The 23560-nt window shown below is 41.5% G+C and carries 22 protein-coding genes; 8 read left to right on the top strand and 14 right to left on the bottom strand.

The features are described 5' to 3' along the window. Positions 1–21: 21 nt before the first annotated feature. Both M0C34_RS21070 and M0C34_RS21075 read right to left on the bottom strand, forming a co-directional pair. On the bottom strand, positions 22–582 hold the full coding sequence (locus tag M0C34_RS21070; RefSeq protein ID WP_248713609.1) for a GbsR/MarR family transcriptional regulator: 561 nt from the start codon (positions 580–582) through the stop codon (positions 22–24). 574 nt (positions 583–1156) lie between these two features. Beyond that, complete coding sequence (locus M0C34_RS21075) at positions 1157–3949, bottom strand: AAA family ATPase (RefSeq protein WP_248713610.1); 2793 nt, start codon at positions 3947–3949, stop codon at positions 1157–1159. A gap of 187 nt (positions 3950–4136) precedes the next feature. Between M0C34_RS21075 and M0C34_RS21080 the strand changes: the two genes are divergently transcribed. After that, positions 4137–5234 (top strand): hypothetical protein, encoded by a 1098-nt coding sequence (locus M0C34_RS21080; RefSeq protein ID WP_248713611.1) that lies wholly within the window; start codon positions 4137–4139, stop codon positions 5232–5234. Continuing rightward, a complete protein-coding gene (locus M0C34_RS21085; RefSeq protein ID WP_248713612.1) occupies positions 5234–6592 on the top strand; it encodes a hypothetical protein in 1359 nt (452 codons plus the stop codon). The genes M0C34_RS21080 and M0C34_RS21085 overlap by 1 nt, the downstream gene beginning before the upstream one ends. Positions 6593–6806: 214 nt before the next feature. Here M0C34_RS21085 and M0C34_RS21090 read toward each other — a convergent pair whose 3' ends face one another. The 4 genes from M0C34_RS21090 to M0C34_RS21105 all read right to left on the bottom strand — a co-directional run bounded on the left by M0C34_RS21090 (position 6807) and on the right by M0C34_RS21105 (position 12838). Continuing rightward, positions 6807–8240 (bottom strand): hypothetical protein, encoded by a 1434-nt coding sequence (locus M0C34_RS21090; RefSeq protein WP_248713613.1) that lies wholly within the window; start codon positions 8238–8240, stop codon positions 6807–6809. Positions 8241–8311: 71 nt separating this feature from the next. Further along, positions 8312–11386, bottom strand: coding sequence for an efflux RND transporter permease subunit (locus tag M0C34_RS21095; RefSeq protein ID WP_256469304.1), 3075 nt, complete (start codon positions 11384–11386; stop codon positions 8312–8314). Between the two features lie 48 nt (positions 11387–11434). Next, a complete protein-coding gene (locus M0C34_RS21100) occupies positions 11435–12505 on the bottom strand; it encodes an efflux RND transporter periplasmic adaptor subunit (protein ID WP_137673545.1) in 1071 nt (356 codons plus the stop codon). 30 nt (positions 12506–12535) lie between these two features. After that, positions 12536–12838, bottom strand: coding sequence for a hypothetical protein (locus M0C34_RS21105; RefSeq protein WP_137673546.1), 303 nt, complete (start codon positions 12836–12838; stop codon positions 12536–12538). A gap of 355 nt (positions 12839–13193) precedes the next feature. Here M0C34_RS21105 and M0C34_RS21110 point away from each other — a divergent pair, with 355 nt between their 5' ends. From M0C34_RS21110 to M0C34_RS21135, 6 genes are all read left to right on the top strand, one after another. After that, complete coding sequence (locus M0C34_RS21110; protein ID WP_221075429.1) at positions 13194–13625, top strand: TetR/AcrR family transcriptional regulator; 432 nt, start codon at positions 13194–13196, stop codon at positions 13623–13625. Between the two features lie 361 nt (positions 13626–13986). Further along, on the top strand, positions 13987–14322 hold the full coding sequence (locus M0C34_RS21115; protein ID WP_137673547.1) for a hypothetical protein: 336 nt from the start codon (positions 13987–13989) through the stop codon (positions 14320–14322). Between the two features lie 46 nt (positions 14323–14368). Then, on the top strand, positions 14369–15040 hold the full coding sequence (locus tag M0C34_RS21120; RefSeq protein WP_221075431.1) for a DUF7424 family protein: 672 nt from the start codon (positions 14369–14371) through the stop codon (positions 15038–15040). 28 nt (positions 15041–15068) lie between these two features. Next, complete coding sequence (locus M0C34_RS21125; RefSeq protein ID WP_137673549.1) at positions 15069–15407, top strand: hypothetical protein; 339 nt, start codon at positions 15069–15071, stop codon at positions 15405–15407. Positions 15408–15480: 73 nt separating this feature from the next. Further along, positions 15481–15639: a hypothetical protein gene (locus M0C34_RS21130; RefSeq protein WP_248713615.1), complete on the top strand. Its 159-nt coding sequence runs from the start codon at positions 15481–15483 to the stop codon at positions 15637–15639. Between the two features lie 544 nt (positions 15640–16183). Next, positions 16184–16519: a hypothetical protein gene (locus tag M0C34_RS21135; RefSeq protein WP_137673550.1), complete on the top strand. Its 336-nt coding sequence runs from the start codon at positions 16184–16186 to the stop codon at positions 16517–16519. 592 nt (positions 16520–17111) lie between these two features. Here M0C34_RS21135 and mnmE read toward each other — a convergent pair. From mnmE to M0C34_RS21175, 8 genes are all read right to left on the bottom strand, one after another. Further along, positions 17112–18476 (bottom strand): tRNA uridine-5-carboxymethylaminomethyl(34) synthesis GTPase MnmE, encoded by a 1365-nt coding sequence (gene mnmE, locus M0C34_RS21140; protein WP_248713616.1) that lies wholly within the window; start codon positions 18474–18476, stop codon positions 17112–17114. Positions 18477–18567: 91 nt separating this feature from the next. Beyond that, entirely contained in the window at positions 18568–20211 is a 1644-nt protein-coding gene (gene yidC, locus M0C34_RS21145) for a membrane protein insertase YidC (protein WP_248713617.1), read from the bottom strand. Between the two features lie 7 nt (positions 20212–20218). After that, positions 20219–20473: a membrane protein insertion efficiency factor YidD gene (yidD, locus tag M0C34_RS21150; protein ID WP_248713618.1), complete on the bottom strand. Its 255-nt coding sequence runs from the start codon at positions 20471–20473 to the stop codon at positions 20219–20221. Beyond that, on the bottom strand, positions 20443–20763 hold the full coding sequence (gene rnpA / locus M0C34_RS21155; protein WP_256469305.1) for a ribonuclease P protein component: 321 nt from the start codon (positions 20761–20763) through the stop codon (positions 20443–20445). The genes yidD and rnpA overlap by 31 nt, the downstream gene beginning before the upstream one ends. A gap of 37 nt (positions 20764–20800) precedes the next feature. After that, positions 20801–20935 (bottom strand): 50S ribosomal protein L34, encoded by a 135-nt coding sequence (rpmH, locus tag M0C34_RS21160; RefSeq protein WP_016400276.1) that lies wholly within the window; start codon positions 20933–20935, stop codon positions 20801–20803. Positions 20936–21158: 223 nt separating this feature from the next. After that, positions 21159–21905, bottom strand: coding sequence for an amino acid ABC transporter ATP-binding protein (locus M0C34_RS21165; protein ID WP_248713620.1), 747 nt, complete (start codon positions 21903–21905; stop codon positions 21159–21161). A 1-nt stretch (position 21906) separates the two neighbouring features. Next, the gene (locus M0C34_RS21170; RefSeq protein WP_248713621.1) at positions 21907–22575 is read right to left on the bottom strand and encodes an amino acid ABC transporter permease; all 669 of its coding nucleotides are present in this window, start codon (positions 22573–22575) and stop codon (positions 21907–21909) included. Beyond that, positions 22575–23333, bottom strand: a complete 759-nt coding sequence (locus tag M0C34_RS21175; protein ID WP_248713622.1) for an amino acid ABC transporter substrate-binding protein — start codon at positions 23331–23333, stop codon at positions 22575–22577. Before M0C34_RS21175 ends, M0C34_RS21170 begins: the two co-directional genes overlap by 1 nt. Between the last annotated feature and the right edge of the window lie 227 nt (positions 23334–23560).

The following is a 23560-nucleotide window of genomic DNA, read 5'->3' on the forward strand; positions in this document are numbered from 1 at the left end:
TCATTAAGATTGATAATGTGATTAGCTGGTGGCAGATCCCTTGTTACCAACAATTTTGTCTTTTAGTTCTAAAATTTTGCCAATACCTGAGCCCATTTTCATTAAACTCTGCAGTTTATCGGGGTTCATAGTATTGAGTGCGTAAGACCACTGAGTAATTAGCTCCAACAAATCATGGATTTCTTCCATTTTTTGCTGGGTATATTTGTCTGCTTCGTTCTCTGGTTCTTCTAATAAATTAGAGCGTAGCAATGAAAGGGTTGGATCTACTTCGCGTTTGCTGCGTTCTTCAAACACCGTTCTAGCCATGTCCCAAATAGAACCGGCAGCGGTGAAAAACTCTCGGCGTTCGCCAGCTTGATGACTGAGCTTAACTAAACGCCATGATTGCAGCTCTTTTAATCCCATACTCACGTTGCCGCGACTAATGCCAAGTTGTTGCATAATTTGTTCTGCGTGCAGAGGATGCTGGTTGATCACCAGTAAAGCCAGTATTTGACCAACGGTTCGATTAAAGCCCCAACGGCTGCCCATTTCTCCGAAATGCAGCACAAAGGCTTGGCTTTTCTCCGATAATTGCACGCGACAAATCCTTTTTATTGAACTTTCAGAAAACAGTGAAACTTTAATTGAAAATTGATTTAAGTCAATATTTTTAAGGTTAAATTTGATGGGATTATTAAATTGTGAGCCCTGTTGAGCTTAACTTTAGAACTCGCAGACTTAAAAATCGCAATGATGACGCCAATTAGACGTTTTCTTGATAATACGCATTTTGTTATGCTTTTTTTGTTATTTTATAGGTTTATTTGTGGTTGTGAGCGCTTACTAACTTGGGGTGGTTTTGATAGAAAAAGAGGTGTTTTCCATACAACACGGGTTTGGCCGTATACTTGAAGAAGCGCGTAGAGTTGGGCATTGCCAAATAAAGCATCAACGAACAGCATCGCTGCAACAAGCACAAGCGATGAATGGGATTGTAGGTATCTATCGTTGATAAATGGCTATGAAAATCTGGTTACTCGATGCGGTAAAAAGCCTGATGAGAAGCGTGTTGGTCATCAGGCTTCCGTTTATTAAGCATCATGAATAAACGTTTAAGTGACCGTTTTACGCCTCTATAGCAGCAATACAGGTATTGGTTATTTTCAGCGTGTTATTTAATCGATGCTTGCATCAATTCAATTAGCTCTGCTTCTGATAAGACTTCTCGTTCTAGTAGTGCTGTGGCTACCGCTTCTATTTGTGGCCAATGATCACGGGTGAGCTTATCCGTTTCTGCAGAGGCATCGTCTATCCAAGATTTAATTAGGTTTTCAGTCTGTTGCTTAAAATAACTCTCACCTGCTAATTCTTGAATAGCATTTATGTCGAGGTTGTAGCTGTCTGGGTGCATGCCATAACGTGCAATGGCCATCCACGCGCAATGCATTGCTTGTCTTAAATCACTCGATGCACCGGTATCTAAACCATCATCTGCAAACTGTTTAACCTGCGCTGCTCTTCCTGCTAAGGCAATACAAGTGAGAGAAAACCAGAATGACTTGGTGTAGTCGATTTTTTGATCGTTGTTATACGCCACCATGCCTAGCGTTTTTTCCCGAGGAACAATACTAACTTGTTCGATGTCTCTTTCTGGCACCAGTATCTTAGAAAGTACCGCGTGTCCTGCCTCGTGGTAAGCGGTTTCGGCTAACGATTTTTCACAACTATCCTGAGATCGTTTTACCCCGTATTTAAGTATATTTACTTGCTCAATAAGGGCAGTTTGGTCAATTTTTCTATTGCCTTCAGTGAGTGAGCGAAGCACTGACTCTCGATGGATTTTCTCCAGATCGGCGCCGCTGCAACCCGCTGTTAGGCTAACGATTAGCTCTGGATTTATGTCTTTTTCATAACAGTCATTGGCAAGAAATCGATGAATAAACCATAACCGAGCGCCTTTATCTAAATAGGGGACTTCTAGTTGCAGATCTAAGCGCCCTGAACGTAATAAGGCGTCATCTAACTTATCAACTAAGTTTGTGGCTGCCACAATAAACACCGGTTCTGATGCTTGGTTAAAACCATCTATCTCTACCAACAAGCGGTTAGTTAATGCATCCGCCATAGGGCCGGCTTGGCCGCGCTTAGGAAGCGCGTCTATTTCATCAATAAACACGATGCAAGGCGCATATTTTCGGGCGCGTTCAAATAGTTTTTCGATAAATGACGTTGATAATAAGTCGTTCCCTGAGCAACTAATCATCGGCAAACCAGCTTCACTAGCAAGCGCACGAGCCAAGGTTGTTTTACCCGTTCCTGGCGGGCCATACAGCACCATACCTTTGGGAGCTATAATGCCTTGCTCTGCAAGAGTATCTTGGTTTTTGATGATGCTGATGATTTCAGTTAAGCGCCGTTTTACTACGTCGTGCCCCGCAATATCGGAAAACGAAATGTTGGGCAAATCAATGACAATGCCTCCACTTACCTCAACATCTTCAGCCCTCAATAACACATCAAGACTCGGTGAGCTCAACTGCACATTTAGTTTCGTGCCGTCTAACTGACAGTGAGCGCTAAAACTAAATACTTCATGGCGTGTTCGTAAGGACTTAAACTGGGCTTCTTTATCGTCGACGGTCAAAAAATTAACGAGGTCGGTAGCCAGCGAAATACGGATAGACTTTATCTCTGAGCGTGTATTGCGTCGTAAAAAGTCAGTAATGGGGTCAATTAATTTACTGCTGATATTCGCTTTTATATCTCGAATATCGAACAAAGGAGAAAAGCTCATGACGAGTAAATGGCTTAACTCATCTGCTAGTACATCGAACTTTATTTGGCTCAGTTGGCTAAACGCCTGAAGGTCGTTCTCAAGTTGCCTAATGGCTACACGCATTAGCTCTGCCCATCCCAGCGTTTTAAATAATAGAACGCTTCCCTGAGATAAACGCGACAATAACTCTGGTGGTACAGCTTGCACCTCTCGTCCGCGCTCAATTTTTGTTTCTTTTCTCAGTTGTTCTATTAGTGCAGCACGCGCTTTAGCAGGGCTGGTCTCTATGGCTTGAAGGTATTCTTTTTTCCCATACACTGCCCGCCCAAGATTGGAAGTGAAAATAATAATAGTGTCTCGGAAATCGATAGCTTGTTCGGTGTATTCATCGGTCATCCAGCCGCTCGACAATAAGCTCAGAAAGCCCATCAATACTTGAGTGTGTGCTTTCTCAAGTTCGTCAAACACAAGTACCGACTTAGGGTTCTGTTTAACAAATTCGGTTAATTGCCCCGGCGCCGAATCGTCATAGGTTTTCTTAGCACCCACTAAACCAAACACTTCGTTTGAGTTGGTATAGTGGGTCATATCAAAGAGCTTATATTGGTATTCGTCACCTAATTGTTTGGCAAAACGCTCTGCTAAATAGGTTTTTCCTGAGGCGGGGGGGCCAGCAAATAAAAAGACACCCTTTGGCTTATCTCGGCGGCCATGCCATAAAGATGATGCGACATTGTCAATGAGGTGCTCAACAGCATGATCTTGCCCGTAAACCTCCTCTAACAATCCGGTTTTCACTTGTTCTAATTTAGCCAGTTTATCTCGATAAGCTGCGCCACCTGTTGGCAATTCAAACAGTTTCATCTGCTCGATCCATGAAGAAGGCTCAAGTGGCGGATTTATTTTTTCTAAGATTTCACTGACCTGTTTTGAAAAAGGCAAAACGGTGGCACTCTTAGCTTGTTCTAAAGCAGAATAACTAAGTGTTGCTGCATACTCCTCTGCCAGTTTAAAACAATCAAACGGAGGCAATTTAAAACACTCTGAAAGCTTCTTAAAAACATCCATTTCTCGGTCTACCGCATACCCAGCCAAACATAAGTAAGCTGCCCCAAGGTGTTCCTCGTAAATGGCTGAGGCCTTTTCCTGTAAGGCGATATATTTGGTGAACAGAAGTAATGTTTTCAAGCGTTTATATCCCTTTAAAATGCCAGAGCGACTTTATCCCTCCATTCTGTAGAGCATATTGAAGTACCTACCTTTAGCAAGCTAAATAATGAGTTAACCTCAAAAAAAGTAAATTTATTAATACCTTAGTTATAAAATAAGGTATTTTAAACGAAGTTTAACAAATTCTACTTGAATGGAGTCATTAATGAGTTTAATCCAGCGCTACACCAAGCTATTTGAAGAGTTTTCTAGTCATCGCGATAATTGGGAGATTAGCTCCAAGGAACCTTTTATTGTTAGTAGGGTAGAGTCGGATAGCCAGTTACCTTTGTCTATCACTTTGTTTGGTGACGATAAAACCGTTCATGTTTGCTTTAACCTTTATAGCAACAAACAATCCGTTGAATTAGCTAGAGAATTACTAAAAGCACAAGGGAAAAAGCGGATTGACGTTAAAGATGAAGACTCGGGCTTAGACATCCTCATTGATAATGATGGCTTTGCAACCGTATTAAGTACGAGTGATTCAAGCCCTGAAGAAGTGGCGGAACGACTTGATGAATACCTTGAAGCATCAGAGTCGATACTCATTAAATTATTAAGAACCGCCCAAGACGCCATCTCAAAAAGCAAAGAGACTGAAGGCGACTCGGAGCCAGCAGCCGTTGAAACCAAGGCTGTTGATCACTTAAGTGCCGACCAAGTTGTGGCGCATTTCTTAGATAAAAATGATTATAAATACGAACATGACGAAGAAAAAAAGCGCTTTGTTTTTGGCTTTTCAACTCGCAAATACTTAAACGGCAAAGATAAACCTAGCCTGCGTATAGTGATTGAATATTCAGATAAAACTTTACTGCGCTTTGTGACTCCGTGGCTTTATCAGTTTGATCTGGACAAGACCGATTACAGTTTAATTGCCTCTGCCATTGCTTGGTTCCAGTTCGAATATAAATTTTTATCGATGTCTTTGGACCCATCAGATGGAGAGTTACGCATCTCTATCGACATTCCATTAGGCGATGGCGTCGTCAACCCCGGCCAGATAGAACGACTAGTGACTTTTATTCATCAGTTTAGTGAAGATACTTATGAAGAACTGTTTGGCTTAATGCTTGAAGACAGCCAAGCTGCTGAAGCTAAGCTGCACTCTCTGCTTAAGGCGCGTAAAGAAAAGGTATCAAACTTCCAATGGTTTGAGTCAATAAAAGACAAACTGGATGAATTAAGTGAGCAGCAGAAAAAAGACATTGAAGGCATCCTAAATCGAGAAAGTGGAGAACAACAAAGGGGCGGTATTTAATGGCTCAGCGCAAGCGACACAACGTAATGCGTTATTGGCTGCGTCAGGCTATTCAAAGCCCAGTCAATCATCTGGTTATTTCTACGCTACTTTTTGGCGCGTTAACCTTTATCATATTTTGGTTCACCATAAAGTGGAATTTATTGCCATTAGAGCTTTCAGCTAGTCAACTATCGCAAGAAAATACCGGCTTGTTTGATGCTCTTGGTGGCTGGGCCTTAGGCTTTGCCGGAGCACTGGTGGCGATTCGCATTGCTGGCTTAGCGGCTAGCATTCAGCAGAATGACTCGATCAGGGAGCAAGTAAACCTATGGGGCAGTGAGGTTGAACGTATTTCAGAGCTTAATTCTCGCTTAACGCGCGCAGCTTATGATGCCAAGCGAGCATGTGCTGCCGTGTTATTACATGCTGAAGAGCTTTATCGTACACAAGAGCTTCCTTCTAGGATTCCGGAGCACCTTAACAACCCTATTAACAAAGCTGCCGCTGTCCAGAACGAACCAAGCGAAGGAAAGCGCGAATTAGAACAAAGCCTGCAACACAAGTTAGAGCAAAAGCTTGAGGTGCTTGTTGAAGTAATCGAAGAAGCGTTTAAAGACTCACTCTTTCGTTCAGTGTTACTGCACGCAAATAGCGAAGGTAGCAGCTCAACGGTCAACAACAACTCAACGTTGATTAGTGACTTCTTTAGCGACAGAAGCGCCCGTGAACAAACCATCAGCATTATTAAAGAAAACCAGCACTTCTTTAATATTCTTGAAGGCTTACATCACGGTGCTCGAAATTTTGGTATTGGTTTAATGGAGCTTAGGGCCAAAGATCTATTTGTGCATTTTCGAAAAGACTTGATGCGCATTACCGAGTTTCAAAAACAAAAAAGCAACAATGATACGAGCAAAATCGAGATATCTGATGCTGCTTGGCTATTCCTTGGCTTACTGTTACTGAGAAGTAAGGGGGATGCGAATCTTCATAGCCAAAACCATGGGTTTATCTTTCTTTCATTGTTACTTGGGTCTCTCCCTACCGACGAAACGGTTAGCCGTTATCTCAATGACAAAGCTTCAGATGTAGCGAAGATTTACTCAAAAGACGGTATGGATGACTTAAAGCGAGAAATATCGGAGCTATCTAAGCGACTCTACTTTGTAAAAGGGGAAGAGTTAAGCGAGCTAGCTAAGTTGGTATCATTTTGCGACAGTCATCTTGAATACCTAGAGGTATTTGCAAAAAGTACTGGCATAAGCTCTACCAGCCACGAGGATGAAGCTTCAAGCTTTATCAAACAAGATAAAGCTGATATTGCAGATGATAAAGAAAAGAGCGATGAAGGTAGCGGTTCACGCCAGAAAGGCTAAGGTTTAACGTTGATTGCCGATGCCTTTTTATTGGCACTGCAGAGGTGTTTTACGTGGTCCCCAACAGGGGACCATGTTGACCCTTTTTACTTTCCGATACAGAAAGTGAAGATGCCCATAAACACAGGTGTGGTTGCACACTTGGGGGACCGATTGGGGACCAAACTGATAAATGTGTTCTCAACCCAAGTGCACTTTCCTAATAGAATATAGTTTATTTAAAATTAGTGCATTGGCTTTCTGACATTGAAGTTTCTGAATCGCCACATTCTAATTTATGGGTACCATCACGATAATTAGTATATTTTTCCCACTTACCATCGCTATTATGGCTAGTCATAACTTGAGAGGGCTTACTGACGTTTTCACTGAAGTCATTTTTCGTTCTCGACCAATAGTCAGCGCCATGAGATTCATCACTGTAAAAATCGGTGTCTACTACCTCTCTAATCGGGGTTAAGTCTTCTTGAGTCACTGAATCTGTTACTCCAATTAGATGGCTAAACCCACTATTGTTGTCGGTATGGTAAACGTGTTCAGTAGAGCTAGATAGCTCAGAACCGCTATAGTTTTTTGTGATTAAAGATTGCATTACCTCACTACCGGCGATCATTTGAGATTCACATTCTGTCCAATCGGTGACGTCATAATAAACTGAGTTTCTAACGCCTGATGACTGCTGTGAGGTTGTTTCTAGCCATTCACTCACCGAGCATCCGTAGCCAAACTCTGCATAGACTAAGTTGACAGTTTTCTCTATGTTCATACCACTACGCTGAACCGTTTTCATCGAACTTTTATCGAATAGACTCACCTTAGTACTGAGGTCATCAGACATAACAAAAGTCTCAGAATCGAAGTTACCATTAGATGTTTGAACAAATTCATAACGGTACCAATCGTCATATAGTGAATCCTTATTTGCTAGCCGCCCTAAGAAATATTCAACCCAAGCAAAATCTGCGTTTGGATGCTGATCTAGTAATTGCTTGGTTTCTTCATATGACTTTTGCAATCCGGGTACCAGTTTTTGTGCAAGTTGATGGAGTGAATCATCTCCGGAGTGGATATAGTCAGCGTACAATTCGCTAACCGTAATGTTGTATCGATTAGCAATTCGCCATTCTTGCTCTCGCAATCTATGTGCTATATCTTCTCGAAGTTCTTGTCCGGCAATAATAGACTGACAAGATAAATTTCCTGATTGGTAAACGCGGAGTTCTTGCTCAACTTGCTTCCAAACAACGGAGGTTAACGGCGTCAAATTCAACAAATATTGATCTGTCATTAATGCAAATTGAGGTGGAAAAACCATCGAATAAGCATTTTCTATAGGTGTATTAATAAAATCGGTATCTATCGCACCCACAGGCACATTTACGACTATAGGCACGTACTGAGCACATTGGCTATAACGTGACGGAATAACTAGCTCAAACTCTCCCTCTTCTTGCGTCACAACACTGGGTTCACCTGCATCATGTAAACTGTTGAAGTTTAGATCTAGGAAAACAGTAGCGCCGATGATATAGCCATCAATCGCTCTTCCTTTAAAGGCTTTAACTGGGTTATCGTTGTCAGTGCTGCCACCGCAACTTACCAATAGGGTTAATATGGAACAGTGTATTATGAGTTTAAATAGGCTCATTATTAATCCTTAGATACAGTGATCCATTCAGGCTGGTTTGAAGCCTGAATGGATATTTTAGTGACTCTTTTTTAGAGGGTTAAATTAAGATTTTTTGTACTTTCAGTAGCTTTTATGTTGAAGAAAATGGCATAAAGTACAGGCACTATAATTAAGGTGAGTAAGGTCGCGAAAGTAAGCCCAAATACCAATACAACTGACATCGATTTAAAGAATGCGTCAAAGAATAAAGGAATAACCCCTAGCACTGTGGTTAATGCTCCCATCATTACGGGTCTAACTCGGCTGGCCGCTGCGTCAACAACTGCATCGTGCCTTGGTTTCCCTTCAATAATTTCTAAATCAATTTGGTCAACCAACACAATGGCATTTTTAATTAGTAAGCCAGACAACGACAGAAGGCCCAAAATAGCCATAAACTCCATTGGTGTTCCTGTGGCTAACAAGCCTGTAGACACTCCGATCAAGGCCAAAGGTACTACCAGCCAAATAACTATTGGTTGCCTCACCGAGCCAAACAACACAAAAACAGTAATCACCATCGCAATAAGACCTAATGGAATGGTTGATGCCAAATTGTCATTAGATTCTTTAGAATCTCCATACTCTCCACCCCATTTCAAGGCGTAACCTTCTGGGAGGTCAATCGCTTCAATTTTTGGTTTTATGCGATTGAATAGATCGGTTGTAAGCTCACCGGGAACAGGATCTGACTGCGCCTTAATTTCCCATTGGCGGTCAACTCGCCTTACTAAACCATCACGCCAAACCGTTCTATACCCGTTAGTTATTTGACCAATAGGTACGCTGGCTCCGGTGATAGAACTAATAACTTGTAAGTTTTTGATATCGGTAACGCTGTTGCTCTCAGCTTTCGGTGCTTTGGCAATAATTGGGATCAGCTCATCGTTATCGCGGTAGGTACCTATTCTCATTCCTGAGAAGTTAGTCTCTAGCGCTGAGGCTAAGTCTTCTCTAGATACACCTACTCTTTGGGCTGCTTGAACTGCGTAAATAGGCTCGATTACGCTAATAGCTTGCCGCCAATCATCTTTAATAGATAAGGCTTTACCATCTTCGGCCATTATTGCTTTGGCTTGGTCAGCAAGGTGGTGCAATACTTTAGGAGCAGGGCCACTAAATTTTGCCTCTATGCGTGAACCTCCACCAGGTCCTAATACAAACTTCCATGTTTTACCTTGGGCATCAGGGTAGGCGTTATCAATATAGCGTTGAATATCGACAAGTAACCCATCGATAACTTTGTCATCTTGGGTACGTATTAATAATTGGCCGTAAGCAGAGTTTTGTGACTCTGGGGCATATACAAGCATGAAACGCGGTACGCCTCCACCAATCGACGCTTGTACAGTTTTTACTCCTTCTAAAGACTGAATATGCTTCCCTAGGCTTTCTATATCTTTCTTTGTTTTAGTAATATCGGTTCCTTGTGGAAGCCAGTAATCAACAACAAACATAGGCGTCGTAGAAGCAGGGAAAAAGCCCGGTTTAACAAATTGGAATCCCCATACAGAGGCACAAAACAGCGCAACAACTCCCACTACAACAATAAAGCGTTGCTGGAGAGTGGCGTAAAGTAATTTTTTGTATAATGTAGAGAAGCGGCTATCTGTTTGTTGGCTAAGATTGTCACCCAAAGATTCTTTGAACAACCAGAAGCAGAATAGCGGCGTTAAGGTAATAGCAAATAACCAGCTATACATTAAAGAAATAAGGATTACCCAGAACAGGTGACCGGTATATTCTGCGGTTGAACCAGGGGCGAAGCCAATGGGAGCAAAAGCTATAATTCCTACTAGTGTTCCTCCCAACAAAGGCCAAACTGAGCGTTTAACAATTTGTTTGGCAATGGCTAATTTTTTAGTACCATTTAAAATACCTACCAATATCCCTTCGGTGACAACAATCGCATTGTCTACCATCATTCCTAAGGCAATAATGAGCGCACCTAATGAAATGCGATGCATAGGAATATCAACAAAATTCATCGTTGCAAGTGTGGCAAAAATAGTCAAAAGCAAAATCGCGCCAATAACAATGGCTGACTTAAAGCCCATAAAAATAAGCAGGGTTACAATCACTATCACCAGTGCCGCAATCACATTCACTACAAAGTTTTCAACTGACGAATCGACAATTTTACCTTGGTGATAAAACTCATGTAATTCAATTCCTAGTGGTCTTAGGTTTTTGGTTTCTGCTACCTTGGAGTCAATATCTGAACCAATTTTTACGATGTTGCTGCCTAGTAGGCCTGAAATACCAATAGCCACAGCAGGTTTACCGTTATATAGATATTCTTTTTCTTCTGGTTCGCTATAACCGCGCCACACTCGCGCGATGTCTTTGAGATAAATAAGTTTACCGTCTGCGTCGGTGCTTATAAGGAGGTTTTGAATCGACTCAACCGAGTCAACAACATTGGTTGGGTCTATAACTAAGCGCTTATTACCAACTTTAACGTTACCCGACGAAACCACTGCGTTTTGTTGAGACAGTAGGCTAACAACATTAGAAATAGCTAAGCCTAACCTTTTAGCATCTTGATTCGATATCTCGACATAAATGGCTTCTTTTTGTAACCCGTCAAGGGTAACTCGAGCAACACCGTCTACTTGTAGCAATGAACTCTGTAAGGTTTTTGCGTATTTTTTTAACTCTGCGTTTGAATAACCGTCGCCCGTTACAAAATAGAGCAGACCAAATACGTCACCAAAGTCATCTGCCACATAAGGTTTACCGGCGCCTGTTGGTAAAGCTGACGAAGTATCACTGATTTTATTACGCAGTTTGTTCCAAACTAACTGTAAATCACTTCGAGTTTTTGACGCGTCATATCTTACTTCTACGTTTATTTCAGACTTTCCATAGGTTGAAACAGATTCAATAGTCTTTACTTCGGCTAACTGTTGAATGGCTTTTTCTAAAGGTTCGGTAATTTCCAGCGCGACTTCATGAGGGCTTGCGCCAGGATAGCTAGTAACAATAACAGCTTGTCTAATCGTAAATTCAGGGTCTTCGAACCTCGCCATGTTTTGATAGGCATGCCATCCACCAACTATTGTTAACAACATAACAATAACGCTCAACACTGTATTTTTTATTGTAAATTCAGCAATATTCATTAGTTCTCGCCTGCTCACGGATAACTTTTACAAAATGACTCAATAAGATTATTTCCATTTTCTTACCTTCATCCCTTCGTATAAGTAGGTCGCTCCCGCACTGACTATTAGTTCATCTTTTGCTATTCCTGATGTAGCAGCGAGCATTTCACCAACACCTTCTGCTATGTGTATTTTCCGTTTCGTAACCGTCATGTTTTCACTATTTACTACCCAAACGTAAGCATCACTGCCATCACTTGTTATTGCGCTTAATGGTATTAGGGGGTGATTTTCCGAATGGTCTGCCAACGTGTGTATTTCGATGGTTGCATTCATTCCTGGAAGAACTAACAAGTTGCTAGGAGCTGAAAACTCAAAAGTAATGTTATAAGTTTGTGTTGCGCTATCTGCCAATAAGGTGGCTTCTCGATAATAAGCGGCAATTTTTCTCTCTGGGGCAATATCAAGAACAATAAAAGTGTTGGTATTATTTTGCTTATTTGTGCTTTGGTATAATTCCGCTAAATAGTTTGCTGGCATGTCGATAGATGCTTCTTGAGTATCGCCGCCAATAAACTTCACTATAGCCTGAGCGCTTGATACGGTTTGCCCATTATCGACCATTTTTTTAGCAATAACGCCATCAAATGGCGCGGTTAAAACAGAATCATTTATGGCTTGTAGGGCACTGTCTAATTGGGATTGCTTTACGTCGCGTTCAGTTAAACGTTCTTGCAAAGCGCTTTGGGAAATAGCATTGTTTTTAGATAATTGCCGCGCTCTATTGTACTCAATTTCGGCACTTCTAAATTGAGCTTTAAATTTGTTTAGGCTATTTTTCAGTTCGCGTTGGTCAAGGCTTGCAATCACCTCTCCTTTTTTCACGAATTGTGCATTTTTTACCGGAAGAGAAATAACTTTACCGCCTGATGTAAAGCTTAAATCAACAAGGCGATTATCATTAATGATTGCTGGAAATATAGATACTTCCTTGTCGCCAGCAACTGAAATTTTCATTATTTTTACGGGACGAACATCTTCATTTAGTGGACGCATAGAGTCCTCACCATTACAAGCAAGCATACCCGCTATAAAAACAGTTACCGTTATTAGTCGAAAACCCGCGCTATGAAACATTTTTAACCCCCTTTAAAATAGATAACTGTTCTATAACCACTTGTTTTCGATGATGCCGCACATAATTGCGAGTTCTAATTTGTTGGTATTGTCTAAGCGTCTGAACTCCTTCTCTTGTGCTCTTTTCATGTCTTTTTTCCACCAATGGTTACGGCTAGCAATTTTGTACCTAGCTATCACTTTAAAGTTTGCTGCATCTTTATCTGATTTATCTATTTCACCAGCTAAATGGCAGGCGGTTATTTGCGCAAAGGTTTTTCCTGCGTCTTTTTGCTCGCTGGCGTTAACCAACATAGGAGTCATTAAGGCCAACAAAACAATAAATTTTTTCATTCTTTTTCCATATAGACCAAGCACTGTGGCCATTATTGAGTGAGAAATGTAAGACCCCTTTGAGGTTTCTTAGCAAGGTGAGTTTTTGGTTATGCAAATAGGGCAAGAAGTGAGTTAGTACACTAGCTTTCTATTATCCACCCACAAAAAGGATGGCGTCCTTTTTGTGGGTGGATAATAGAGTGATGCTGCTGCTGGGTCAACAGATTTTTGACTAACTTTTACACAAAGGTTGCTTTAATTTTATGATCATCAATTCAAAAGAATCGTATAGGTCAAAAGTCTTGCCGGTCTAGTAAAGTAAATATTGCTAGTGCTACTATTGAAAAACATAGTGACAAAGAGTTACAACAAAATGCCGGCCAATTTAATGAGTATAAAATCGGAACGAACCAGAGCTAAGATTATTGATGCAGCCTTAAAAATAACCATGAGTGAAGGGTTTGATAAAGCTACATTTGTACATATAGCTGAAACGGCGGGCATTTCTAAGTCTGGGATTAATGCCCATTTTAAGAGAAAATCTGACATAGCAGCACAGCTAGCGCCGATTTACATTCAAATGATTAAAGAGCCTCTTAATTTTGACTCCACCACCGACTTTTATAATTCTTGGGTGGATTCGTTCAATACAAACGCACAATTTAAAGCGGCTATATTGTCTGTGGGACCAATCATCCCAAAGTTAGACGGTGTAAAAGGTTTATTCGATACCATCAATGGGCACCCGGAAGATGTTAAGCGGTGTGTGTATATGTGTGTTGGATTTTCCGTTATAAACAGTTAAAAAAGCGCGTAAAGTTCCCCCCGCTTCCTTAAAAACATTCGAATAACTCCCATACTAATTAACCGAAACCAAACTTTCTCAAACTTGGTTTCGGTTGAATCATCAGCTTGAGTACTTAAGTATTTGCTAATGGTTAACACTCATATTGGTAGCTCCTAATTTAAGTTTCGATGCTTAAAGTGATTTTTCTTGACAACCATTTTCATACAACACAATATAAAAAGGACGCTGTCCTTTTTTGTGGGGTGTCGTAGTTTTGTTGCAAAGTTTGCAACTAAGTTTCAGCAGTAAGATTGTTGGAAACAAGCAAAGCAAGTCGCTCTTGAACTGGGCGCTGTTTAATCCATAGAGAAGTATCAAAATGAAAAACATATTAGCTATTACAGCGCTATCTTTCGCTCTAATACTAACCGGTTGTGGTGAGCCTACATTATCAGCCGAAGGTGAAGCTGCTGTTAACTATTTAACTAACTACAACTATCTAAAGGACAATTGTGAAATAGATAGTATGGAAGATTTAGGTATGGCTATGGGCGTAGTAATGGTAAGCCCAGTGCTGTTAGCCGAACTAGGCCAAGATAAAGAAGGAAATGAAGAATTCTTAGCCAAGAGACAAGCCTTAATCACGGGTTCATGTGGTGACGTTAGGCAAGCTATTAAAGACGCTGGTAAAGCATTTAAAGCTGTTAGCAAATAGCAAACCCTAAACCCTCGAAAGAGGGAAAGCCGAACAGAGAGAAAACATGAATAAATTGCTCGCCTTATCAGCGTTAGTTATTGTCCTAGTTGGCTGCGATGCCGAGGTTATCGTGCCTGTAAACATTAGCCAAGTTAGCAACTTAGAGCTAAACGATACGGTCATTACTTCTCAAGCAAAAATTACCATCGATGGTTCATGTAAAGACCGCGAAACAGGTGCCGAGTCCGATTCATTGAGTAAAGCAAATGGAATGATGTGGAACTTGTTTGCCCGTGAGCATGAGTTTGTATCATGCAAAGCAACTAGCAAGTACGCATTCGATTCAATTGTTACATATAACATCGAAACCCAATTGATCACGAAACAAGGGGGCATGAATAGTTCAAAGAATAAACGTGAATTAGGGTTAGGTTTAGCCGACGGTAAAGTGTTGCTTATGGTATCTGATAAGCTCAAACAACGCTTGAAAGCCCGCACTGGTGAACTTGATTCAGTTGAACCAACCTTTAACGTAAAGCTAGTAAACGATACAACTGAACTAGTAGAAGCAAGTTCGAAAGGTGTCTATATCTATACAGGAAAAAGCTTCACGCCGTATCAAGAAGCAGGCTACACAATTAAACCTAAAGGCTCGTTCTACATAAGAACTGGCTCAGTTGGAGCTGATGCCCTCACTACTCATGGTTACACACATTTCGCAACAATCACTAAATAGTTAAACCTATCTAACCAAGAAGAACACAATGTCTAAAACTACTTTAATAAACTGCCCAACTTGTTCAAAAGAAATAGCTTCAACATCTCATAAATGTGTTGGCTGTGGCTCATTAATCAATAAGCCTAAACGCTCTATCTTCGGCAAGCTAATCAAGTGGTCGTTCATCTTATTTAACATATTTATGGCTTGGTGGATGTTTGCAGGTATGGACGCTGCAACCACTACTATGGATAGTTTAGAAGGTGCCGAGGCAGCAGGGGCAGCTATTGGTACGGGTATCGGGGCAATGCTTATATCAGGCATTTGGGTTATAGGTGACATCATTTTAGGCTTATTTGTATTGTTTACCCGCCCTAAATCTTAATAACTAACTCTTCGAATGGCTAACTAACCATCTAACTAAATAGTTAGCCTCAAATAACCAGGGCGACATAAAAATGAAAGCACTTAGAATACTTCAAATAACAATTATCGTTATTTTGCTGGTAGCAGCATTTATGCCGGTTAAAGCATTTTCAGCCAATCCAAAACTGATCCCTACCACTACTTCTAGCCACGTTCACACCACCATTATCAAAGGTTTTTCACCCACATAAACCCAAACGATTGTTTACAAAGTTGCTACTAATTAAAGACCTGAAGTGTATGGCGCTAAGTAAAGCGTAATAGCCACTCAATAGTGGGGGCGGCAATAAACCAGAGAGAAAACAACACATGTTAGCAATTACTAAATATGTCATAGCTTACTTCGTAATAGTAACTCTATTAACGCTAGGCCTATGTATTAGCGATGCCAAAGCAACCCCTGATTCAAAACAGAAAAAAATCAGGGACGAAAACCAAGGCGCATTGGTTAGCTATAACCCAGTAGTAAAGACACTGCGGCTCTGAATGATCAACCCACCAGATAATTAAACACTACTAATTGCTTGAAGTGCCAAGTAACCACAACCTTTTTATGTATATGAGTCTACAGATGTTAGGCATCCAATAGCGGGGAACAAATGAAGTACAACTTGTTGGCAACCTTGCTGCTTGTATGCGGTTTTGATGCTGAACCAGTAATAACATTCATAACAAATTTAACTCTATAACTACGGTCTCGTTTGAGGCCAATCAACCTAAATGGAAACCGCACACATGAAAAATGTATTAACTTTCGCAGCATTTACAACAACTCTTGTTCTAACGGGTTGTGGTGAAACCAAGTTATCACCGAAAGGGGAAGCGGCAATGAGTTATATGGCTAATTACGTTTATCTTAAGAATAACTGTGAAGTCGATTCAATGGCCGATTTAGGTATGGCTATGGGAATGGCTATGATGGCCCCTATTGTATCGGCTGAACTGAACGGTGATAAAGATGCTAGCGATTCATTGCTAAAAGAACGTTCTGCTAGGGTAACTGGTTCATGTAAAGAAGTAGACCAAGCAATCTCGGATGCAGGCAAAGCATTCAAAGCAGCTAGCCAATAATAACTAATCATGGCCTCTACGGAGACCTTTTTAAGCAAGAGATCCCCACTATGAAAAACTCAACTAGATTAAACATAGGCTATAGCCTACTTTACTTAAGCTTAGTATTCCTATTTGCAGGCCTAAAACTGCATCATGTAGATTGGTTCGCATTTTCCGGAGTATCAGCCGCATGCGCAATACTTCTAATCATCACAGGAACAATACACAACAGCATCGTTAAGTCTCACAACAAGATGATCAAACAAATTGAAGAGATGTTCGTAGTAGAAAGAGATAAGTATGAATAGTTTTGTTAAACGTCTTATCAATGTACTTAGTGCTATTGGCTAACTAACCTCAATCGGTTTTCTTGTGGCCGGGTTTTACCCTTTAAGTCAGAGATATAACCGTAATCATAAATAAGTCGTAAAGCTCTTGTTTTGTTTACTCTAAGTGTACGTTTTTCAATAGAAATTTTCATTTTAGTCCCCAATTGGGGACCATAATTAGAAAATAACGGAAACTAATGAAAACTAACGAACAGTGAGGTCTAATAAAATCAGTAGCTTAGTTGTCGTTGTTTGCCGTTAATTTCCCTTGTTTGCCCACTTTACTTTCCGATACAAAAACTGGTAAATATTCGGCTAAGTAAGTCATCAGAACTAAATTCACCGGTAATTTCACTTAAGTGTTGTTGTGCTAAGCGCAGTTCTTCAGCCAGTAATTCACCTGCTTGATAAACTTCTAGTTGAGTTTTACCGTTATCTAAATGCTCAGCGGCTAATTCAATGGCGTTGAGGTGGCGGCGTCGGGCCATAAACCCTCCTTCCATGTTGCCTTTAAAACCCATGCACTCTTTGAGGTGGTCTTTTAGCTCACTTAAACCTAACTCTGTTTTGGCTGAAAGTTTATAAACTGGGTGGCCATGATCCATCACTACTGAGAGGTCTTCACCGGTTATATCGGCTTTGTTACGCACTACTGTCATACCAATATTTTCAGGTAGCTTGGCGACAAATTCTGGCCATATTTTTAGCGGGTCGAGCTGATCAGTGGTGGTGCCATCCACCATAAATAACACCCGATCAGCATGATTGATTTCGTCCCAAGCTCGTTCGATTCCAATCTGTTCAACGACATCGGCATCGTCACGTAAGCCGGCGGTATCAATAATATGTAAAGGCATGCCATCAATATGAATGTGCTCGCGTAATACGTCACGGGTGGTGCCAGCAATATCGGTAACAATGGCGGCTTGTTTACCCGCTAAGGCATTCAGCAAGCTAGACTTACCGGCATTGGGGCGACCGGCAATAACAACACGCATGCCTTCGCGCAGCAAAGAACCTTGGCGAGCTTGGGCTTGCACTTGACTTAGGTCTTCGATAATCGCGTATAGGTCGGCTTGCACTTTGCCATCGCTAAGAAAATCAATTTCTTCTTCAGGAAAGTCTATCGCCGCTTCAACGTATATTCGCAGGCGGGTCACGTTTTCTACCAAGTGATGTATTTTGTTAGAAAACTCGCCCTGAAGCGATTGTAAGGCACTTTTAGCGGCTTGCTCACTGGTGGCTTCAATAAGGTCTGCAATGGCTTCTGCTTGGGCTAAATCGAGCTTATCGTTGAGAAATGCGCGTTCACTGAACTCGCCAGGGCGGGCCATGCGTAAGCCGTTAATTTGGCTAATCTCACGGATCAGCATATCTATCACCACAGGGCCGCCATGGCCTTGCAGTTCTAGTACGTCTTCTCCGGTGAAGGAATGTGGGCCTTTGAAGAACAAGGCTATGCCTTGGTCAAGCGTATCACCTTGAAGGTTTTTAAATGCTAGGTAGTCGGCATAACGAGGAGCCGGGCATTTACCCAGTAGTGTTTCTGCCACCTGCTGTGACATAGGACCTGATACACGAATAATACCCACGCCGCCACGCCCTGGTGCAGTAGCTTGTGCCACAATCGTATCATTTGAATTCATGCTGACTCTCTCTGAAGTTACCCGTCAAAAATAAAAAATGCCATTCAGCTTTCACTGAATGGCATTTTAGCATTGTTGCTAAAGTTTGTGTTTAGCGTTTATGCAGACCTTTTTTCTCAAGGTTACGGTAAATAATGGTTTGCTGAATCAGCGTTACCACGTTACTCATCAACCAGTAAAGTACTAGACCAGCAGGGAACCATAAGAAGAACACGGTAAAGATAACCGGCATAAACTGCATGATTTTAGCCTGCATTGGGTCAGCTACGGTGGTTGGAGACATCTTCTGAATGAAGAACATGCTCACACCCATTAGTACTGGCAAAATGTAGAACGGGTCTTGTACTGATAAATCAGTAATCCAGCCAAAGAATGGTGCATGACGCAATTCAACGCTTTCCATTAGCGACCAGTACAGGGCAATAAAGATAGGCATTTGTAGCAAGATAGGGAAACAGCCACCCAATGGGTTTACTTTCTCTTTCTTGTAGAGCTCCATCATGCCTTGCGACATTTTCTGACGGTCGTCACCAAACTTCTCACGTAGTGCTGCCATTTTAGGTTGCAGTAAACGCATCTTCGCCATTGAGGTGTATTGCGCTTTAGTTAGCGGGTACAACAAACCTTTTACGGTGAAGGTGATAAGAATAATAGCGACACCCCAGTTACCCACGATGCTGTGGAAGAACTTAAGTAACTTAGACAGTGGCTGTGCAATAAACCATAACCAGCCGTAATCTACGGTAAGGTCTAGGTGTTGCGCTGATTCAGCCATTTCTGCCTGTAGCTTAGGACCCACCCACAATGCACTGCTTAACTTAATGCTTTGGCTTGGCGCTACAATTTCAGCTGGCGCCTTGTAACCCATGAATACAAAACCGTTATTACTGGTTGAGTACAATTGGTTAGTTTGGTCTGCATTTGGTAGCCAAGCGGTCACAAAGTAGTGTTGCATCATTGCCACCCAACCACCGGTAGTGGTTACGTTTAGGTTAGACTTTTTAATGTCTTTAATGCTGTACTTTGAGTAGCGGGTTGAATCGCTAGAGTATGCGCCACCGCGGTACACTGGCATTACCATGCTAGAGCTATGCTCTTTTTCAGTTTGCTTAATTTGGCTGTACTGCTGCAGGCTTAGGTTGTTATCACCGTTGTTGGTAATATCAAAGTCTACTTTTACGTCGTAGCTACCACGAGCAAGGGTAAAGCTTTTCACAAAGCTATTTCCGTTTTGGTCTTGATAACTAAGCGCTACCACTAATTCATCACTGCCATCGGCTAGCTGAAAGCTATCACTGCTGACTTGGTAAACAGGGCGGCCATTGGCATTTGCGTCTGGGCCATCACGGCCAATCAAACCGCTTTGCGCAATGTAGGTAAAGTTAGCGTTATCTTCTAACAGCACAAAGGGGTTAGGAGAGTCTTCTTCTATTGGGTAAGCCAATAGTTCCGCACTCACTACATCACCGCCTTGCGCGCTAATTTTAAGTTTTAATACGTCTGTCGTTACAGTGATTAACTGGCCAGTTGCTGCTGCGGCTTGAGTTAAAGCTGAATCGTCGAGAGATGCTGCACCTGCTGGCACATCACTATTTGCATTCGCAGCCGTTGTGGTTGCGGTATTGGTTGCAGTTGTTACTACAGGTTGTGGTCCGTAGTCTTTTTGCCATTGCTGATAGATAAGAAAACTTACAAACAGCAACCCAATTATTAGTAAATTGCGTTGAGATTCCATAATTTAGTTAATCACTATTAGTTTTTTTGGAACCTGGAACAGGATCATGCCCGCCAGGATGTAGAGGATGGCATTTTAATAGACGTTGGCTTGCTAACCAACAACCTTTTATCACACCGTGCAAATTAATTGCTTCAATTGCATAATCTGAACACGATGGCGTAAAGCGGCAGCGCGGGCCAAGCATAGGGCTTATCACATATTGATAAGCCTTAATGGGCATAATTGCGATTATTCGCAACGGCGCGTTAGTCTTCGCCATGATTTCTCCAGAAGCTTAATCAGTTCTTGATTACTTAAATCTGAAATACCGTTCTTGGAAATTACAACTATGTCTACTGCGGGTAACTGATGCTGATGCAGACGAAAGCTTTCTCTTGCTAAACGTTTAACTCTATTTCTGCCTACGGCAAGTTTAATGCTTTTTTTGGAAACAGCTAAACCCAAACGAGGATGAGATAAAGTATTGGTTTTTGCAAGGATAGTGAGTTGAGGAGTACCCACACGAACGGGGTTGGAGAATACGTGTTTAAAATGCATGGGAGTTAACAAACGTAACTCCCTGCCGAACGAATGTCTTTGCACTTAATTATGCAGACAAACTTGCGCGACCTTTGGCACGACGACGAGCCAAAACTTGGCGGCCGTTTTTAGTTGCCATGCGAGCGCGAAAACCGTGGCTACGCTTACGCTTTAGTACGCTTGGTTGAAAAGTACGTTTCATAGTTATTACTCTTGCTAGCTAGTTTTTACTGTACAGTAAAATCGATGCAGGTTAACCATAGAGGTTTATGCATCGGGTAAAAAAAGAGGCGAAATTCTAATCATTCACCTCTTCTAAGTCAAACTAAATATCGTTTAATCTAGTTTGTGGAATATAAAAAGATCCTTTGGATCTTCCGCGGCATTATAGTAGGTCTATATAAAGGTGCAATAGATCGTAGTAATTAGAACGCTCCACGCTTAACGATACTTGATATAAACTGTTGAGTTCTTGGATCTTTTGCATGTTTAAATAGTTGTTCAGGGCTGCCTTGCTCAACTATTTCACCATCACTCATAAACACAATGCGATCGGCCACTTCGCGGGCAAAAGCCATTTCATGGGTAACAATAATCATCGTTTGTTTTTGTAAGGCCAGTTGTTTGATCAGTGCGAGCACTTCTGCTACCCACTCAGGATCGAGCGCCGAGGTCGGTTCATCAAATAAAATCGCTTTGCTATGTGTTGCCATTGCACGACCAATGCCTACCCGTTGCTGTTGACCGCCTGATAGTTGGCTCGGGTAATGATTCGCTTTATCTGCCAGCCCTATATCACTCAAAATTTGAGTGGCCGTGGCATAGGCCTGCTGTTTTGGTTGTTTCCATACCGTAATTAACGGTTCTGCAATGTTTTGCAAAGCATTAAAATTGGCAAATAACGAGTAGTTTTGAAATACAAAAGACAATTTTCTACGTAAAGCTAATACTTCACTTTGTTGGTGACGTTCAGCTTTGACACAAAGATCATCAACCGAAATGTCTCCTCGATCAGGCTGTTCCAAATAATTAATACAGCGTAATAGGGTAGATTTCCCTGTACCTGAAGGACCGATGATAGCCACAACTTCGCCTTCATTTACCTCAAGATCGATACCGTTAAGTACTATTTGTCCATCAAAGGCTTTTTCAATATTGCTCAGTTTTATCATCTTAATAGGCCTTGGATAAACGCTTTTCAGCGACATTTTGAACTTGGGTAAATATGGCAACAACCCCCCAATAGATAAGGGCAACAGCTAAAAATGATTCAAAGAATTTAAAGCTGCTAGACGCTTCCATTTGCGCTTTAGCCATGATTTCTGCCACGCCCAAAGTAAATGCTAACGAGGTGCTCTTGATCATGTCGATGAGATAGTTCATTAGCGATGGCAATGCGGTGCGTAAGGCTTGCGGCAGTACTACTCGCCTTAGTGCTTGAAGCCTAGTCATTCCAAAGGCGTAGCAGGCGTCCCATTGGCTTTTGTCGATCGAGTTAATCGCAGCGCGGATGCTTTCTGCTTTATAGGCAGAAAAGTGCAGGCTCAAACCGATGACCGAAGCACTAAACGCATCTAAGCCGATCATTATCGGAAATATTTGCGGTAAGCCGTAATACAAAATAAATAGTTGTACTAACAGTGGGGTGCCGCGGAAGAATGAGATAAACACCACGGCAAACTGATTTAGAATAGGCAGCTTAAAGACACGGAAAAGCGCTAAGGCTAAGGCCAGTATCAAGGCAAAAACGGCTGCAATTGCAGCCATTTCCATGGTGGTTCCCAAATACTTGAACAGTATTGGGAACAGTTCCAACATGTAGTTAAAGTCAAATTGTGACATTATTTGGTGATGTCCCCATCAAACCATTTTTTAGAAATAGCGCTTAGGCTACCGTCTTGTTGCATTGCTTCTAAGCTGGCATTCACTTTAGCTTGCAGTGCTTGGCCAGTGGCATTGTTTTTAAATGGCATCGCATTTTCGATTGTTTCAAAAGGCTGACCTGCTAATGCTAAGGGTAGACCAGATTTTTTGATTAGCTCCAGTGATGATACACGGTCCATTACAAACGCGTCTGAGCGACCCAGTGCTACATCTTGTTCAATACCTGTATCGTAAGTCACAATATTGATTTGCTGTTCGCTATCGTATTTACGCAGGAGTTGCTCAAAGTTAGAGCCCAGATTAACGGCTACCTTTTTTCCTTTCAGATCATCGATGCCGGTAATTTCCTGGTTACCTTTGCGTACAACTATCTGAGCGCCGTCGACCACATAAGGGGAAGAGAATAGGTATTTAGCCTTACGTTCATCAGTTATGGTGATCTGGTTTGAAATGGTATCCACGCGGCCCGTTTCCAACATGCCAAATAATCCCGAGAAGTTTGAAGTGATAAACTCAACTTTCCAATCATTTCGCTTAGCTAATTCGTTCCATACATCTACTTCAAAACCTTGTAATTCATCTTGCTTAACAAAGGTAAAAGGAAAGTAGCGACCAGACATGCCTACTTTGACTGTTTCTTGCGCAAATGCTGACCATGGTGCAAGGCTAATTAGTAGTAAACCAATGAGTAATGGTGATTTCTTTAGTAGTTTCATGTGGATTAGTCTATTTGAGTGGTTGTGTATGGATAAAAATTCTACTCTAGAGTTTAAACTTGCACAAATACACTGTGGTTATATCAAATAACTAAGCTGTTATATGGCCAATCTAGTTTTATTCACATATTTGTTATCTGCTTGTGAATAATTCATAAGAAACCTAGAGTTTAAGCGGCTTCCGTTATAAAATAGACGGTCTTTTTGGTGATAACGCGGAGTCGCGA

The organism is Agarivorans sp. TSD2052 (assembly GCF_023238625.1).
GTDB lineage: Bacteria > Pseudomonadota > Gammaproteobacteria > Enterobacterales > Celerinatantimonadaceae > Agarivorans.

What these genes read in the sequence shown, in the direction of transcription:
- M0C34_RS21165 (WP_248713620.1), bottom strand. Translation starts at nt 21,905, where the DNA reads ATGATAAAACTGAGCAATATTGAAAAAGCCTTTGATGGACAAATAGTA.
- mnmE (WP_248713616.1), bottom strand. Translation starts at nt 18,476, where the DNA reads ATGAATTCAAATGATACGATTGTGGCACAAGCTACTGCACCAGGGCGT.
- M0C34_RS21105 (WP_137673546.1), bottom strand. Translation starts at nt 12,838, where the DNA reads ATGAAAAAATTTATTGTTTTGTTGGCCTTAATGACTCCTATGTTGGTT.
- M0C34_RS21170 (WP_248713621.1), bottom strand. Translation starts at nt 22,575, where the DNA reads ATGTCACAATTTGACTTTAACTACATGTTGGAACTGTTCCCAATACTG.
- M0C34_RS21100 (WP_137673545.1), bottom strand. Translation starts at nt 12,505, where the DNA reads ATGTTTCATAGCGCGGGTTTTCGACTAATAACGGTAACTGTTTTTATA.
- M0C34_RS21175 (WP_248713622.1), bottom strand. Translation starts at nt 23,333, where the DNA reads ATGAAACTACTAAAGAAATCACCATTACTCATTGGTTTACTACTAATT.
- M0C34_RS21110 (WP_221075429.1), top strand. Translation starts at nt 13,194, where the DNA reads ATGCCGGCCAATTTAATGAGTATAAAATCGGAACGAACCAGAGCTAAG.
- yidD (WP_248713618.1), bottom strand. Translation starts at nt 20,473, where the DNA reads ATGGCGAAGACTAACGCGCCGTTGCGAATAATCGCAATTATGCCCATT.
- M0C34_RS21090 (WP_248713613.1), bottom strand. Translation starts at nt 8,240, where the DNA reads ATGAGCCTATTTAAACTCATAATACACTGTTCCATATTAACCCTATTG.
- M0C34_RS21080 (WP_248713611.1), top strand. Translation starts at nt 4,137, where the DNA reads ATGAGTTTAATCCAGCGCTACACCAAGCTATTTGAAGAGTTTTCTAGT.
- M0C34_RS21085 (WP_248713612.1), top strand. Translation starts at nt 5,234, where the DNA reads ATGGCTCAGCGCAAGCGACACAACGTAATGCGTTATTGGCTGCGTCAG.
- M0C34_RS21130 (WP_248713615.1), top strand. Translation starts at nt 15,481, where the DNA reads ATGAAAGCACTTAGAATACTTCAAATAACAATTATCGTTATTTTGCTG.
- M0C34_RS21095 (WP_256469304.1), bottom strand. Translation starts at nt 11,386, where the DNA reads ATGAATATTGCTGAATTTACAATAAAAAATACAGTGTTGAGCGTTATT.
- M0C34_RS21115 (WP_137673547.1), top strand. Translation starts at nt 13,987, where the DNA reads ATGAAAAACATATTAGCTATTACAGCGCTATCTTTCGCTCTAATACTA.
- M0C34_RS21120 (WP_221075431.1), top strand. Translation starts at nt 14,369, where the DNA reads ATGAATAAATTGCTCGCCTTATCAGCGTTAGTTATTGTCCTAGTTGGC.
- rpmH (WP_016400276.1), bottom strand. Translation starts at nt 20,935, where the DNA reads ATGAAACGTACTTTTCAACCAAGCGTACTAAAGCGTAAGCGTAGCCAC.
- M0C34_RS21125 (WP_137673549.1), top strand. Translation starts at nt 15,069, where the DNA reads ATGTCTAAAACTACTTTAATAAACTGCCCAACTTGTTCAAAAGAAATA.
- yidC (WP_248713617.1), bottom strand. Translation starts at nt 20,211, where the DNA reads ATGGAATCTCAACGCAATTTACTAATAATTGGGTTGCTGTTTGTAAGT.
- M0C34_RS21135 (WP_137673550.1), top strand. Translation starts at nt 16,184, where the DNA reads ATGAAAAATGTATTAACTTTCGCAGCATTTACAACAACTCTTGTTCTA.